The sequence below is a fragment of the Enterococcus casseliflavus NBRC 100478 genome, assembly GCF_001544095.1.
GTDB classification, from domain to species: Bacteria; Bacillota; Bacilli; order Lactobacillales; family Enterococcaceae; genus Enterococcus_D; species Enterococcus_D casseliflavus.
In genome coordinates, this window is record NZ_BCPT01000013.1 from 44,602 (window position 1) to 60,094 (window position 15,493).

The 15,493-nt window shown below is 45.1% G+C and carries 15 protein-coding genes; 2 read left to right on the plus strand and 13 right to left on the minus strand.

Annotation, left to right across the window (positions count from 1 at the left end):
* Window positions 1–209: 209 nt before the first annotated feature.
* Both ECA1_RS11810 and ECA1_RS11815 read right to left on the minus strand, forming a co-directional pair.
* Window positions 210–1,790, minus strand: a complete 1,581-nt coding sequence (locus tag ECA1_RS11810; protein ID WP_060792567.1) for a hypothetical protein — start codon at window positions 1,788–1,790, stop codon at window positions 210–212.
* A complete protein-coding gene (locus ECA1_RS11815; protein ID WP_005227750.1) occupies window positions 1,791–2,546 on the minus strand; it encodes an ABC transporter ATP-binding protein in 756 nt (251 codons plus the stop codon).
* A 270-nt stretch (window positions 2,547–2,816) separates the two neighbouring features.
* On the opposite strand from ECA1_RS11815, the gene ECA1_RS11820 reads away from it, so the two are divergent.
* Together ECA1_RS11820 and abc-f are read left to right on the plus strand one after the other, a co-directional pair.
* Entirely contained in the window at window positions 2,817–4,817 is a 2,001-nt protein-coding gene (locus ECA1_RS11820) for a KUP/HAK/KT family potassium transporter (protein ID WP_060792568.1), read from the plus strand.
* Window positions 4,818–5,130: 313 nt separating this feature from the next.
* Window positions 5,131–6,714, plus strand: coding sequence for a ribosomal protection-like ABC-F family protein (gene abc-f / locus ECA1_RS11825; protein WP_060792569.1), 1,584 nt, complete (start codon window positions 5,131–5,133; stop codon window positions 6,712–6,714).
* Window positions 6,715–6,809: 95 nt separating this feature from the next.
* Here abc-f and ECA1_RS11830 read toward each other — a convergent pair whose 3' ends face one another.
* From ECA1_RS11830 to trmB, 11 genes are all read right to left on the minus strand, one after another.
* A complete protein-coding gene (locus tag ECA1_RS11830; protein WP_005227746.1) occupies window positions 6,810–8,270 on the minus strand; it encodes a peptide MFS transporter in 1,461 nt (486 codons plus the stop codon).
* A 357-nt stretch (window positions 8,271–8,627) separates the two neighbouring features.
* On the minus strand, window positions 8,628–9,812 hold the full coding sequence (locus ECA1_RS11835; protein ID WP_016621162.1) for an acetate/propionate family kinase: 1,185 nt from the start codon (window positions 9,810–9,812) through the stop codon (window positions 8,628–8,630).
* Between the two features lie 24 nt (window positions 9,813–9,836).
* Complete coding sequence (locus ECA1_RS11840; RefSeq protein WP_005233418.1) at window positions 9,837–10,841, minus strand: class I SAM-dependent methyltransferase; 1,005 nt, start codon at window positions 10,839–10,841, stop codon at window positions 9,837–9,839.
* Window positions 10,842–11,008: 167 nt separating this feature from the next.
* Window positions 11,009–11,380 (minus strand): competence type IV pilus minor pilin ComGG, encoded by a 372-nt coding sequence (gene comGG / locus ECA1_RS11845; protein WP_015510479.1) that lies wholly within the window; start codon window positions 11,378–11,380, stop codon window positions 11,009–11,011.
* Window positions 11,343–11,768 (minus strand): competence type IV pilus minor pilin ComGF, encoded by a 426-nt coding sequence (gene comGF, locus ECA1_RS11850; protein ID WP_060792570.1) that lies wholly within the window; start codon window positions 11,766–11,768, stop codon window positions 11,343–11,345. Before comGF ends, comGG begins: the two co-directional genes overlap by 38 nt.
* Complete coding sequence (locus ECA1_RS11855; protein ID WP_015510481.1) at window positions 11,758–12,072, minus strand: PilV family protein; 315 nt, start codon at window positions 12,070–12,072, stop codon at window positions 11,758–11,760. Before ECA1_RS11855 ends, comGF begins: the two co-directional genes overlap by 11 nt.
* Complete coding sequence (gene comGD, locus ECA1_RS11860; protein WP_034857584.1) at window positions 12,053–12,526, minus strand: competence type IV pilus minor pilin ComGD; 474 nt, start codon at window positions 12,524–12,526, stop codon at window positions 12,053–12,055. Before comGD ends, ECA1_RS11855 begins: the two co-directional genes overlap by 20 nt.
* Entirely contained in the window at window positions 12,501–12,806 is a 306-nt protein-coding gene (comGC, locus tag ECA1_RS11865) for a competence type IV pilus major pilin ComGC (RefSeq protein WP_015510483.1), read from the minus strand. The genes comGD and comGC overlap by 26 nt, the downstream gene beginning before the upstream one ends.
* Window positions 12,803–13,831, minus strand: a complete 1,029-nt coding sequence (comGB, locus tag ECA1_RS11870; protein ID WP_060792571.1) for a competence type IV pilus assembly protein ComGB — start codon at window positions 13,829–13,831, stop codon at window positions 12,803–12,805. Before comGB ends, comGC begins: the two co-directional genes overlap by 4 nt.
* Window positions 13,785–14,747, minus strand: coding sequence for a competence type IV pilus ATPase ComGA (gene comGA / locus ECA1_RS11875; RefSeq protein ID WP_060792572.1), 963 nt, complete (start codon window positions 14,745–14,747; stop codon window positions 13,785–13,787). Before comGA ends, comGB begins: the two co-directional genes overlap by 47 nt.
* A gap of 88 nt (window positions 14,748–14,835) precedes the next feature.
* Window positions 14,836–15,492, minus strand: coding sequence for a tRNA (guanosine(46)-N7)-methyltransferase TrmB (trmB, locus tag ECA1_RS11880; RefSeq protein ID WP_005227731.1), 657 nt, complete (start codon window positions 15,490–15,492; stop codon window positions 14,836–14,838).
* Window position 15,493: the final 1 nt, after the last annotated feature.

The window sequence follows — 15,493 nt, forward strand, 5'->3', positions numbered from 1 at the left end:
AGCGCTCAGGTCTCATTGGTCTTTTTGACTTTGGTCACAGCTCTTTGACAAGTCGGTTATCCAAACTTGTACAGCAAAAAATGAAAGCAAAGTAATAGGTACTCCTATCTAACCATGTTTCCGCTTGATTGTAAATAGTTTTTCTGAATTTTCTGAATAAATAGTTAATTTACCCATCCTTAAATAAAAAAAGCAAAGCGTCGCTTCCCTTAGGAAAAACGACGCCAAAATCTATGGTGATAATGGGCTATCCAAAGGACGCTGGTCAAGAGGATCACAAAGAAAACCGGACCATTCAATAACCAAAAATCAACCGAAGTCGCAGCAAAGCCGTAAAGGATGATAACAATGATGGAAAGAAACAGCGTTGCGATCGTTCCAATGGCTAACCCAAGACTACCCGCCCCTCTCGTAAACAATTGACTGATGTTGGTCCAATCCAAAAGCAGCAGCCGATAATCACGAGCAAAATATTTCAAGCACAAAAGAAAACTGCTCCAAAGTGCCCCGATTAGAAAAGAGACAGCCAAAATCAGCGGCATTTTGAACAAAAGGACTGCTGCCAGCACGATGACTGCCGTTAAACTCAGCTGCAAAACGACCCCAAAGCGGAATTTTTCCCGCAAGTAGCGCTTCATCGATAGCGGCAAGGAGCGGACAAACAAGAAATTCTCCTGATCCAGTGAGATCAAATTACTGATAAAAGAAGTCGGGTTGACCATCAATGCTGCCAAGGCGATCCCAGCCACAAAAACGACACCGATAAACCGCTCATCCAATTCACTTAACTGAATCGCTCCTGTAAACACAAAGGACACTAAGAAAATGATGGGCATCAGCAACGAAGAAGAAAAGACTTGCATGATCAAATTCGGATCTCGGATCAACTGCGAATTGTAATTAAACAACAGCTGGCCCAAGCCTTGATTGGGTTTATGCTTCCGACGAACACTCCCTTGGTTGGGCGCCGCGGCTGCCACTTGCTCATAAAACTTCGGCAAGATCAACCGATAGAGGGCAAAAAGCAACACGCCTGCTGTGACGATGATCCCTAGCAAACTAAGCAAACCAGTCGTTTGAAACGGTGCCACCATCACATAATAAAAGGGCAATAAAAAGCTGATCGCTCCCCGATCTACCACGTCTGTCTCATAAGTATTCACCTGATTCATCATTAAGACCCCGATCACAACAACCAGCATCGTCACGCCTAGCAATAAACTAGTGACCAATTTTTTATGCTTCAAGAAAAACTTGGTGCGGGTCAGGCTGAAGACGATCAAGCTGCAAATGCTGAAGATCAAGACTAAAAACAAGCCGAACAGCAAGAACGCCCATAAGATCGTCAACAAGAAAAAGACGTTTGCCCGAATCCCTGTCAGGAGAAATAAGACCAACAGAGGAAAAATAAACGGCGCAACGGTGAGAAACACCACCACGATCTTTGCCAGAAAAATTTCACTCTGTCGAAAAGGCAGCGGCAAATACGCTGGCAGATCTTGACTCTCGAAAAAGACATTGTAAATGGACGAAATCCCTTGGGAAAAGCCTAAGATCCCGAACAAAGCGACATAATAGGTAAAAAAGCCTGGCATCTGACTAAAATCCAATGTAATCATCGTCAACCCATAGACTAGCAGAAATACTACCCCAGAAAACGCATATTGAAACAACAAATAACTGGTCAAAGTCGAACCAGCCTTGCCTTTTTTGCGGGCTTTATCTGTCAGTTGGGGATTGGCATACCGCAAATTAACGGAGGTCAGAGTCAGAAATTGTTGTTTTCGCATCTACGCTTCCTCCGCTTCTGCAAGAATCGCTTCTTCTTGACTTCTCCCAGTCATTTGCAGATAGATCGTTTCCAAAGAAAGCGACGGATGCTGTGCCAGCAAATCTGCCACTGAGCCATTGTACAGCAGCTCACCTTTTTTCAAAATCGCCAATTGATCGCACAACTGCTGGGCGGTGTCCAAGACGTGGGTGGAAAAAATCACGGTCTTGCCCTTGGCAGCGTGCTGTTTCATCATTTCTTTTAAATCATACGCCGCTTGGGGATCTAAGCCTTGTAATGGTTCATCCAAGATCCAAATGTCTGGATCGGGGATCAATGCCCCAATCAGCAGCGTTTTTTGCCGCATTCCATGGGAAAAGCTGGCGATGGTCTCTTCTTCATGAGACAGCATATCAAACAAGCGCCCTAATTTTTGCAAACGCTCGGCCTTTTCCGCTGCTGGCACCTCATACGCGGCGGCAATCAAGTCCCAATACTCCCCTGCCGTTAGCTGTAAAAACAAATCTGGCGTGTCCGGCACATAAGCAATTTGTTTTTTTATCGCTTCGCGATGTTCCACGAGGGATTGGCCATCAAAATAGATTTCCCCACTCGTCGGTTGCAAAATACTCACTAAGCTTTTGATCGTGGTCGACTTCCCTGCTCCGTTGTGTCCCAGAAAGCCAAAGATCTCCCCTTGACGGATCGTCAGGGAAAGATCAGACAACGCTTTTTTTGGTCCATACTGTTTCGTCAGATTCTTGATCTCAATCATTTTCCTGCCTCCTTATTCCATACCTATTGTTATCTTACGCTGAAAAGCAGGAAATGAAAAATGTTTATTGCCATTTTTAACAAATCAATTGACAGGAGCTGCAAAAACAAAGATAATAAGAGCACTTTAGGGGAGTAGCACATGGATCGTTCCATGATCTTAGATCAACAGCAAGCGGGAATCCGCTGGTTTAAGATGTTTCTTGCAAGACCTAAGTGGCAAGGGGCCGCTTAGGTCTTTTTGCAGTTTAAAATGGAGGGAAAACAGTCAATGAGTTCAAGTAAAATGAAAAAAGTGACCGCCGGCGGACTTTTAGTCGCCATGGGGGTGGTCTACGGTGATATCGGTACGAGCCCGCTTTACGTAATGAAAGCCCTGGTGGAGGACAATGGCGGACTACGCACCTTAACACCCGATTTTATCTTAGGCAGCGTCTCGCTCGTCTTTTGGACGCTAACGCTGTTAACGACGATCAAGTACGTCTTGATCGCATTAAACGCGGATAATCATGGAGAAGGCGGGATTTTCTCCCTTTATACTCTAGTTCGTAAAAACAGCCGCTATTTGATTATTCCAGCAATCATCGGGGGCGCAGCCCTGCTAGCAGATGGCGTGTTGACGCCAGCCGTGACGGTGACCACTGCCATCGAAGGATTACGGGGGATTCCAGTCTTTTTTGATCGCTTCGGCAATGACCAATCGATCATCGTCGGCATCACCTTAGCAATCTTATTGGTCCTCTTTGCCCTGCAGCGCTTTGGGACTGAGTTTGTCGGCAAAGCCTTCGGACCGATCATGCTAGGCTGGTTCACTTTCTTAGGGATCGTCGGGATGATGAACTTTGCTGGTGACCTTTCGGTGATTCGCGCCCTTGATCCCCGTTATGCGATCAATTTGCTCTTTAGTCCCGATAACAGTGCCGGTCTCTTTATTCTCGGCAATATCTTTTTGGCAACGACTGGTGCGGAAGCCCTCTACTCAGACTTAGGTCACGTGGGCAAGAAAAACATTTATGCCAGCTGGCCCTATATCAAAATCTGCTTGATGCTAAATTACTTTGGTCAAGCGGCGTGGTTGCTGCAAGTCTATCAAAACCCGACTTATCAAGAAATCGAAAACTTGAATCCATTCTTCCAAGCGTTGCCGCAAGGGTGGACAGTCTTTGGTGTCAGCTTTGCCACCCTCGCTGCCATCATAGCTTCGCAAGCCCTGCTGTCTGGCTCCTTTACCCTGGTTTCTGAAGCCATCAAGTTGAAACTATTGCCGCGGATGCAAATCATCTATCCGGGGGCGTCTATCGGGCAAATGTATATTCCTGCCTTGAACACCTTGCTGTGGATCGCCTGTTCTGGCGTGGTCTTGTTCTTCCAGACCTCTACTCGGATGGAAGCTGCTTATGGATTGGCCATTACGGTAACGATGTTGATGACCACTATTTTGCTGTATTTCTACTTGCACCAAAACAAGAAGACCCGTTTCTTGGCACCGTTCATCACGCTCTTTTTTGCAGCGATCGAGGGGATTTTCTTTATCTCCAGTGCGACCAAATTTTTCCATGGCGGTTACGTTGCCATCTTATTAGCCAGCGTGATCATCGGCGTGATGCTGATTTGGGAATGGGGCAATCGTATTCAAGAAAATGCTGCCGAAGAAGTTGCGCTTTCTACCTACATCCCTCAATTGAAACAGTTGCGGGAAGATGATTCTTTGCCGTTATCTCAGACGAACGTCGTCTTCATGGTTCCTAAACTGCAAGACGATCAGATCGGTCAGCAGTTCATCTATTCCATTTTAGACAAACGGCCAAAACGTGCCAAAGTGTATTGGTTCGTCAATGTGGAAGTCACCGACGAACCCTATACGAAAAAATATGAAGTTTCGATGGCAGATACCGATTTTATCGTTAAACTAAAGCTTTATCTCGGCTTTCGGGTGCCGCAAGAAGTCAATCTCTACATTCGCCAAATCATTCAAGAATTGATGAAAGATGGTCGCTTGCCGCTGCAGCCGCAACGCTACTCCTTAACGCCTGGACGCAATGTGGGCGATTTCCAATTCGTGATGATCGAAGAAGAGCTGTCGAATGCAACTGCATTAAGCAAATGGCAGAAGCAAGTCATGCAGACGAAGCTTTTTATCAAACGCCATACCATTTCACCTGAACGCTGGTTCGGCTTAGAATACAGTGATGTGGTTCATGAGACCGTTCCATTAGTCATCGGTCAGATGAAAGAAAGCTCTCTGACAGAATTACGCATCGAGGAACGCTAAGAAACCGCCAGTACTGGTTGAACTTTCTGATACTTTCAGGTACACTGAAAAGACAAAGACACAAAGGAGGGGAAACTACCATGATGCGCATGACTAAAATAACAAGTAATGAAAATTACCAACGATACCATATCGCATTTAGCCATGCAATTGGTTTTACAGTTGCTGTTGACGGGACGAGTCTGTCCAAAACAGTTAAATTTACGTAAAATCAATGGCCATCTCAAGGTATTTTTCTCAAGGAAATCTGAGTTTAAATAACACTGGCCATGGGTATCCATGGCCTTTTTGAGTGGTCTCAAGGAGAGAGATCATGATTATACAAGCAATTGCTATAAAAAAAACCATCGGCGGGAATCCGTTATTTGAGGAGTTAGCCTGCCAAATCGAAGCTGGAGAAAAAATTGCCTTAGTCGGCATTAACGGAACGGGCAAATCAACCTTTTTACAAATCTTGACTGGCAGTGAAGGCGTCGATAGCGGCGTTATCAGCCGCCAAAAAGGCTTGAGGGTCGGGACGGTCGAGCAAGAGTTGACAGTTTCTGAAGCAACCGTTACCCACTACCTGCTCCATTCTGCTGCTACCATTCAAGAACTCAAACAGCAAATGAGCCATTACGAAGCCTTGATGGCAGAACCCGATACTGATTTAGAGAAGTGTCTGATCCGTTATGGCGAGCTGCAGCAGCGCTTTGAAGAGCTGGGCGGCTATGGATTGGAAGACCGAATTTCCGCGATCTTACAAGGCTTAGGAATTCCCCATCGACAGAACGCACGCTTAACAGAGCTTAGCGGCGGTGAACGGGTTAAAGTCGCTTTAGCCAAAGTATTAGTTGCTGATGCTGACCTGCTGTTACTGGATGAACCAACCAATCACTTGGATCTTTCCAGTATTCGCTGGTTGGAAAATTATTTACAGAATACGAAAAAAGCGGTTCTAGTCGTTTCGCACGATCGGCACTTTCTCGATCAAGTCACCACCAAGACCTGGGAACTGGAAGAAGGCGCCTTGATTGAGTATCCTGGGAACTATAGCCGATTTCGTGTCTTAAAAGAAGCTCGCTTGGCGGAGCTGACCAAAAATTACGAGCTGCAGCAAAAAGAAGTCCAGCGGCTGAAAGTCATGATTCGTCGGTTTCGTCAGTGGGGCCATGAAGGAGACAATGAATCCTTCTTCAAAAAAGCCAAAGAATTGGAACGCCGCCTAGCGAAACTTACACTGGTCAAACCGCCAGCGCCCCCGAAAAATCGGCTGCAAGGCTTGGCAAATGGCGGGAAATCAGGCAAAGAGGTGTTCATCGTTCGTGACTTGCACCAGCAATATGCCGATCAGCTCCTATTCAAAGACAGCAGTTTTGCAATCTACCGTGGGGAGCATCTAGCCATCATCGGCGACAATGGTACCGGAAAATCAACCTTACTCAAATTACTTCTCGGTGAGGAGCTTCCTAGCGGCGGCACTATCAAGCGCGGCAGCAGCTTACAAATCGGCTATTTGCCCCAACAGCTACAGTTTGCCGATCCTGAGAGCCGCTTGTTGGCCTACGTACAGATGTTGACAGGAAACGAAGAGGCTGCTCGTCGGCAATTGGCCAAAAGTGGGTTTTATCAAAGTGATGTGGCCAAACGAATCAAAGATTTATCTGGTGGTGAAAAAATCCGTTTGGCGTTACTGAAACTCTTTTTAGAAAAAATCAACGTCCTGATTTTGGATGAACCAACCAATCACCTCGACAGCTATGCCCGAGAAGAAATTGAAGAAATGCTGCAAGATTATCAAGGGACCCTGCTGGCGGTCAGCCATGACCGCTACTTTTTACAGCAGCACTTCCAAGAAGCCCTGGTCATTGCACAGCAGCAGATCACGCGCCAGTCCCTGAGCCCCTTGATTGACTAAGAGATTGATTCGCAACAAAAAAACTTGATTTTCCTGCCATATGCATGGGTTGTTCAATCCATGCATACGCGGAAAATCAAGTTTTTATTTTTTGATCAATGAATGTTGCCGATCAAGTTGCGGATCGGTTTTCTAGCTAAATACAAGATGATGCCGACAACAACGGCTACTCCGCCGACGATGCCATAGTACATCCCTTCTGTTTGCGGTGTATAGAACCGAGCGATTTGCGCATTGATGGCTTGTGAAGAAGCGTCTGCTAACAACCAAATCGCCAAGGTTTGTGCTTCGAAGGCTTTCGGCGCTAGTTTGGTCGTCACCGACAAGCCCACCGGTGAAAGACACATTTCCCCTGCAATCATGATGAAGAAGCTCAATACCAACCATAATGGGCTGACCCGTTCTTCTACTCCAAACAAGAGGCTTGGCAGCATTAGCAATAGAAAGGACAAACCGGCTAAGACTAAACCGATGGCAAACTTCACTTCTGTCCGTGGCTGACGAGAGCCTAGTTTGGTCCACAACCAGACAAAGACAGGTGTCAATAAGACGACAAAAAGTGGATTTAAGGTTTGATACAAACTTGCTGGAATATTGATGCCGAATAACGTTGATTGCGTACGGTCAGCGGCAAACAATGCCAAGATCGATGAGCCTTGTTCTTCCAATGACCAAAAGACGATCGCTGACAAAAACAGCGGAATGTAGGCCAACACTTTTTTCTTTTCATCTGGTGTGACATCTTTCGAACGCAGCATTTTGGTAAAGTAGTAGATCGGTAAGAAAATACCTAGAACACTGATAAAGTTGATGAAGAAATCAACCGTCAGATGGCCAGTTGCTGCTGCTGCGCCAAACAACACTGCCAATGCGAGAAGAACCAGAACGACTGCTCGGAAGAAGGTTTTCTTTTCGGCTGCCGATAAGGGATTCGTTGGCGCGATCGCTACACTTTTCAACGTGGTTTTTCCTTGCACATAATACTGCACCAACCCGATGAACATCCCGATAGCAGCAATCGAAAAGCCTAAGTGGTAGTTGACCTCTTGTCCTAAGATCCCGACGATGATCGGTGCTAACAAGCCGCCAATATTGATCCCCATGTAGAAAATCGAGAAACCAGCATCCCGACGGATATCGTCTTTGCTGTATAAATGCCCCACCATACCCGACACGTTAGATTTCAAGAGTCCGGTTCCGATGACGATCAGCATCATGGACACAAACAACGCTGGAATCCCTAAAGGTGTTGCCAAAACGATGTGTCCTAACATGATCAAGATCCCACCATAAAAGACGGATTTATTTGATCCTAACAGACGGTCCGAGATCCAGCCGCCAACAATACTTGACATATACACTAAGGAACCGTAAATCGACATGATCGCCACAGCCGTTCCTTTTGGCAACCCTAAGCCGCCGTTGGCAACTGCATCGTACATGAAGTACACCAGAATCGCCCGCATACCATAATAACTGAATCGTTCCCACATTTCCGTGAAGAATAAAGTCGACAGCCCTCGCGGCTGACCTAAGAATGTTTTTTCTTTTTCCATATGTAATGGCCCCTTATAAAAATTAATGAAAATAAAATAGCGGAATTTTTCTGAAAATTCACAAATGCCAGTTTATTCCCATTTGGCAACTTTTACAAGGGTATTTCCCTGAGAACATCTTGTAAAAAAGGAGGGAAATTTAAATTCAAATGAAAGCAAAATGAGAAGCCCTCCACCTAGGTGCAGTATGAGCCAATTTTCATATGTATAATTATTAAATTTTCTGTTTAAAAAATTAGAAAATGGTCTTCACCAATTTTTCTCTCTAGCCCCGTTTTGCGGACTTTCCTACAAAAAAACACATGCAAGCATTTCTCTTGCATGTGTTTCAGCTTCTATTCTAAGGAAGGTTTTCGCTTAGCCGCGTAAACGTTCCACATCGCGAGCGATCATTAATTCTTCATCTGTTGGGATCAAAAGTACTTTGACTTTTGACTCTTCAGTTGAGATCACTAATTCTTCGCCGCGTTTGGCATTTTGATCGGCATCTAATTCGCAACCAAACCAAGTCATGCCTTTGATAACTTCGCTGCGGACGTGGGCATCATTTTCACCGATACCAGCAGTAAAGACGATCGCATCGACACCGTTCATGGTCGTTACATAGCCACCGATGTATTTACGGATGCGGTCAGTAAAGACGTCATAAGCAACTTTGACTTCTTCTTTGTCGTAGTTTGCTTCTAGATCGCGCATGTCGCTGGAAATACCAGTTAAGCCTAATAAACCAGATTTTTTGTTTAAAACATCCACCATTTCATCGATGTTCAAATCTAATTTTTCCATTAAGTAAGGCAAAACAGCAGGATCGATGTCACCAGAACGTGTTCCCATCGTTACACCAGCTAATGGCGTGAAGCCCATTGATGTATCTACTGATTGTCCGCCGTCAACCGCAGTGATCGACGCACCGTTCCCTAGATGGCAAGTGATGATTTTTAATTCTTCGATTGGTTTGCCTAACATTTCTGCCGCACGCTCAGAAACATAACGGTGGCTTGTACCGTGGAAGCCATATTTACGTACTTTAAACTCGTTATAGTACTCTAATGGCAAGCTGTATAGGTAATTGTGTTTTGGCATCGTTGCATGGAAAGAAGTATCAAAAACAGCGACACTGATGATTTCAGGCAAGATTTTTTTGAAAGCAGTGATCCCCATCAAGTTTGCTGGGTTGTGTAATGGCGCAAATTCAGCCAATGCTTGGATGCGTTCCATCACTTCGTCTGTGATCACAACTGAATCAGGGAAATCTTCTCCGCCGTGAACGACGCGGTGACCGACGCCAGTGATTTCATCATAAGCACCTAAAATGTTTAATTCGATCAGTTGATCCAATAACATTTTTACAGCTACTTCGTGATCGTTGATGTCGATGATTTGTTCGAATTTTTGATCTTCCCCATATTTGATGGTAAAGATAGAATCTTTCAAACCGATTCGTTCAACGATTCCTTTAGCGACAACTGTTTCCTCTGGCATTTGATATAATTGCCATTTTAAACTTGAACTTCCAGCATTGATTGCGATTGTTTTTGACATGATGATCTCCTTATCCGAATTATATTACAGATTTGCTGCTTTCCAAGCCGCAAATTGTTCAAAAAGTTTTGTGATGTTCTTTGGTTCTTTCAGTGAGGCTAGCTTGACCAGCAAGACTTCTTCTGCTTGTTTGCTTGTCCCTCCGTGGTTTTGTAAAAGCAATATACTTTTACGTGAATGTTCATTTTTAAAGAGTTCTTCAGGAAGCTGAATCATTCCTTGCAAATAAACCTTTTCTTTCAGCCATTTTTTCAAAAATTCACTCTGTTCCGTTTCCAAGAAATTGCTTGGTAGTAAGAACAAACCGTAACCGCCAGCTTTGACATAGTTCATCGCTTGTTCCATCAACAAATGATGGGCGTAACTGTGTCCTTCTGGAGCCGCCGTAATAAAGCTGCGGGCTTTGTCATCTTGTGGGTAATAGCCCACCGGTAGATCGCTGATCGCCAGATCCATCGGTTCGATCAAAAGCTCTTGCAAGCCATCTTGATGGAACAAATGCAAGGGCGCTTTGGTCCATTCGCCAGTTGCAGCTGCGATCGCCAACAAGGTTTCGTCAATATCCACACCGGTTCCTTCTACTGGACGCTTGGCTAATTGCAGATTCAGCAAGACTGTCAATAAGAGATTCCCCATGCCTACCGATAAATCAAGAAGTTTCACTGGTTGATCGGCACTACTCAACTGCTCGATCAAATAGACGAATAAAAACCCAAGACTATCTGGTGTCAGTTGGTGATTGGCCTGCAGGCGCTCCGTTTGGCTGCCTTTCAACAAAACCAACTGCGCAAGCTTGCGTTTTTCTTCTGCCGATAGTTCCATTGCTCGAATTTCTTGATAGATGGTTTCTAAACGAGCAGCAGTTGCTTCATCTGGTACCCCATCGATCACGCGAACTTGGTATTGATCAACAAAATTTTCGATCGTCTCTACGTAAGCATCAAAAAAAGACGTTTCCAATGCGTTTTGAAGCAGTTGGATCGCTTCAACGGTCAAATGAAAAGACGTTTCCATTTTTTCTGCGGACATCTTGCACCTCTTTTCAAAACTATAACAACATATATACCTGTTTAATTTTAGCCGATTCATCCAAAATAATCAATCGCTTTCGTTTAGAATAATTTGTGAAGCTGTAAACATTCTTTTTCTATTTCTGTATGAAAAAGGATGGTCGAAACAACCATCCTTTTCCTGTACTATTCTTCTTGGTCATCTGTGTCTATTTCAGGCTCTTCTTCAGGTAACAAAAAGGTAAATGTAAAGCGGCGGCTTTTGACATGGCACTCGATCTGTAAGAGTTGTCCTTGCCGTTCATAGGTCAACTTTCCTACATTATAAAGTCGTGACCCTTGATCTGCCAATTCGTTTTGCAAGAATTCCGCATGAAACAGTTCGCTCATGATGCGGGCTTCATAGGTTTCAATGGTTTTTGTATAAAAAAGGGCTGTTGTGCGGCTGTTTTCTAACACTAGCAATAACATCAAGCTCAACAGCTGCACAAACAACAATGCTGTGAGTAAAATACCGCCTTTATGCCGCCTCTTGTGTGTGAATTTTCCATTGTCCAATTTTCTGCTCTCCATTCTCAAAGGAAACGGTAAAGCGGATCGCTGCGCCAATTTTCTCAAAAGACACATCCGTTACTTCTGTCAATAGTGGTTGATACCCATTGTTGTCCCGCTTTCGCAGCACGCGATTGATGCGATCGATGGTGACCGAATTGTTTTGACTGCTTCGCAAATACAGTGTGGTCTCACTGACCGATAGATAGGTACAGGTACTTAATTCCCGTTCCAGCTGAAACAAAAACACATGCCATTCTTGATCTTTGCGAGCCATGATCTGCTGATTGACGGGTGCGAGGTGCTTAACGATCCCGCTGATCAGCAATAAGAAGATCGCCAATACCCATAAAGACAACAGACACTCCAACAAAGTAAAGCCTTTACTCTTCATACACGATCTCCCAGAGCTGCTCGCAGCTTTGGATGCGTGCTTGTTGATGCTGCGCTGCTTGCCAAAAGCGAACTTGATAGACTGCCTGACGCTGCGTCGTGTAGGTAATGGTTGACGCATCAAAGGAGTGGTTCTGGACTTCTTCATACAGCACCCGCAGCATTTGGGCTTTTTCTTGCAATGCCGCACTTTGCGTCAGTGAAGCGGTCTGCATTGCTAAAAACAGTAACACACAAGTTGCCAAGACCCCAAAGCCAATCAGGCTTTCTGCTAAGATGAACCCACTATTCAACGATTTTTTCATAACGGCCACTCCCAAATAAAAACTTATAGCTGATGGTTTGCTTTTTCTCCTGCCAATAGAAAATGATCCTTCGCAGACTGCTGTTGTTGCCGGATTGACTACTAAAAAGAATATCGGGAAACGCCTGCATCGCTAGTTGAGGAGGAACGTCGATCTTGGTGACTGGCTCAGTTGCAGCGCCGTAAAATGAAACAGTTGGTGTTGGCTCTGCTTGATAGATTGCTCGAGTTTGTGTGTTATCGATGATGGCCGATTGCTGCAAGGTATAGAGTCCTTTTTCTAAGCGAGCACAAAAGCCGAAAACTTCCGCAGATCGTTGATAGTACTCGATAGCCACGACGGGGAAAAAGAGGAAGAGACTACTGACCAAGAGTACCAAGAGACTTTCCATCAAGGTAAACCCAGAAAATCCCCTAGTGCCATTGTTCTCACTTTCTCTGCTCATAAATCGCATATTGTTCCTCAGATACATACCCTTCTGCAATCAATTCTTCTTTCGAAGGCACCCGATCTTCATTTAGACGAAAGAGTTCGATCTGGGTTTCCACTACTTTCACGATCGCCGCATTTCCTTTCTCATCAATGATTCCTCTTTGATTGGCAAGATTTGGGACAAACAACAAAACCAAAATACTGATCACTAATAAAACGACTAGCATTTCAACCAATGTAAAGCCTTTTTTGACACGCCAAATCCCCTGCTTGCGAGGAGATGCTACTTTCTTTTCTATCATTCGATCACTCCTTGGATATTTCCATAGATTGGTAAAAACATAGCGGCATAGATCCCAACGATCATTAAAGCAACCAACAAAAAAATCAGAGGCTGAACCCAGTGAATGGCTTTTTCGATTCGTTGAAACAAGCGTTCCATCAATAATTGACTGTATAAAAAAAGCTCTTCTCCTAACTTTCCTCGTACTTCTCCTTGAAAGACGATCAAAGAAAATTCGGGTGTGAGAAACGAGAAATGACGAAGTTTTTCTGGGAGTTCGCCCCCAAGTGTCAAGGTCACTCGCAGTTCTCGTGCTAATTCTTGGATCAAGGTAGCTTTATTGGTGTGCTCCATACACTCGATGATCTGTTGGATATCTAACCCTTGCTGAAACAACTTGCCCCATTCCAATGCGAAAAAACTCGTGTGATAACTCGTGTACAATGCTCCGAACAATGGCAGGTGGCTGAAAAACACAGCTTTTTGCAAGGCAGTGCGGCGGGCAAACACCCAGCGGCTGATCACAAAAAGCAGCACACTTAACAACAAGAAGAGGATAAGTACTGCTGGTGCCCAAGTGATGGCGCGAATGCCCCAATGACCTTCGTCGATCATGCCAGAGGCTAGCAATTGGGGCAATAAAAAGCGGTGCATCCCAAAAAGCGCAGCTATTAAAAAGACCAGTAACAAAAGCGGATAGGCAGCTACTTTGTACAGCAGCTGTTTTTGCTTGTTGACCAATTTATGGTAGTCGACCATCCGCCGCAAGGTCGCCGTGAGATCCCCATGCCTTTCTGCTAAATGAAGCTGACTTTTTTCAGTAGCCGATAACGACAACGGCGCTACCGCTGCTGCAAAGCTTTGCCCTTGGGCCAGATGGACAATCAGCTGTTCGATCACAGGTTCAGAAAACTGGCGGCTGCGCAGCAGCACTTGGAGGCTTTCTTGTAGGGAAAAGCCACTCTCCAATAACACCGTGAAGGTGACTAAGAGGGCTTCAGTTGCACGGCGTGGTAGCTGGGGCTTCTTTTTCATAAACTTCATCGCTGATCCACCCACTTTCTTTCACTTGTTTTAGTACGTGTTGCCACTGTTTTTCCACTTGCCCCTCATAAAAGTGATATGCCAGCAATCCATGAGGTTCATTCGCTTCATTTGGCAACAATCGCTGATAAATGATCCCTTGCAACGCGTGCGCCAGACGATCGTCTGTCCCGAGCAATTCCAGCAGCCGCGTCTTGGTTTCTGCTACACCTCGGGCATGGATCGTGGCAAATACTCGGTGACCTGTCAGAGCGGCTCGTACAGCGGCTTGCGCCGTTTCTTTGTTACGAATCTCGCCGATCAAAAGCAGGTCTGGACGATGCCGCAAGGACAAGCGAATCAATTCATCATAGTCTTGTTCGATCTTCAAATTGGTTTGCAGCTGTAAAAAGCGCGGCTCCTCGATCTCCACAGGATCTTCGATGGTAATGATTTGCCCCTTGGTTGCCCGAGCTAATTGATACATGAGGGTCGATTTCCCTGAGCCAGTGGGACCGGAAAACAAATGCAGTCCTCTTTGTTTGGTTGCCTGTTGGATCTGTTGGACGTCTTCTGCAAAAAAATAGCGCAGATGCTCCTGAGTCAAAGGATAAAGAAACCGCATCACGAGACTTTCACGCCCTTGGTAGTCACCGACTGTGGAGATGCGCAGCCGCTGCAGCTGATCGCCTAACGGATAACTGACTGCTCCTAACTGAGCTTTGCGTCGTTCTCCCACCTCCATTCCTCCTAAAAATTTGAAGCGAGTGATCAGCTGCTGGGCTTCTTCGTTGGTCAGTACTTGATAGGTCTTTCTGAGATAGCTTTTACTGAAAATCACCTCCATCTGTGTACCGCTCGGCAAAATGGCCAGATCCTGCATGCGTTCTTGTCTGCCATAGTGAATCAACTCATCTGAGAATGCTTGAATATCCACGACTTATCCCTCCTAAAAAGAAATACGCAAGCCTTTTGAGAATAGAAAAAAAAGACGAAGCAAATTTGCTTCGTCTTTCGTCACTTCTTTATTCCTGCGGGTCTTTTGCCACAAATTGGGCTTCCACCCGATAGATTCGCTGCCCGCGGCTTGAGAATTTTTCTTCATATTCCGTCATGATATTGTTCTCAAAGGTACTGTTATGCAGGTCCAACCAAACTTGTTTGATGATCATGCCATATTGAGAAAAGCTCGCTAAGGAATACTCAAACAATCCTTGGTTGTCCGTTTTGAAATGGATCTCGCCATTAGGTCGTAAAATTTGCTCGTCCACCGCTAAAAAGGCTTTAGAAGTCAAACGGCGCTTCTCATGCTTCTTCTTAGGCCATGGATCAGAAAAATTCAAGTAGATCTGGTCTACTTCATTGTCCGCAAAATAGTTGGTCAAAGCCGAACCATCCACATGCAGCAGCTGCAAGTTTGGGATCTCCTGCTCGATCATTTTATCCAATGCGATCGAAACGACACTGATCTGCATCTCTACCCCAATATAATTGATTTCGGGATGAGCTTTCGCCATTTCCGTAATAAATTGACCTTTTCCCATGCCGATCTCGATGTGTAGCGGATGATCATTGCCAAAGCGTTCATGCCAACGCCCTTTCCATTCGGTAGGCTCTGCAACGACGTATTGTGGATGAGCTTCAATCAGCTCTTTTGCACCTGCACGTTTTCTTACTCTCATG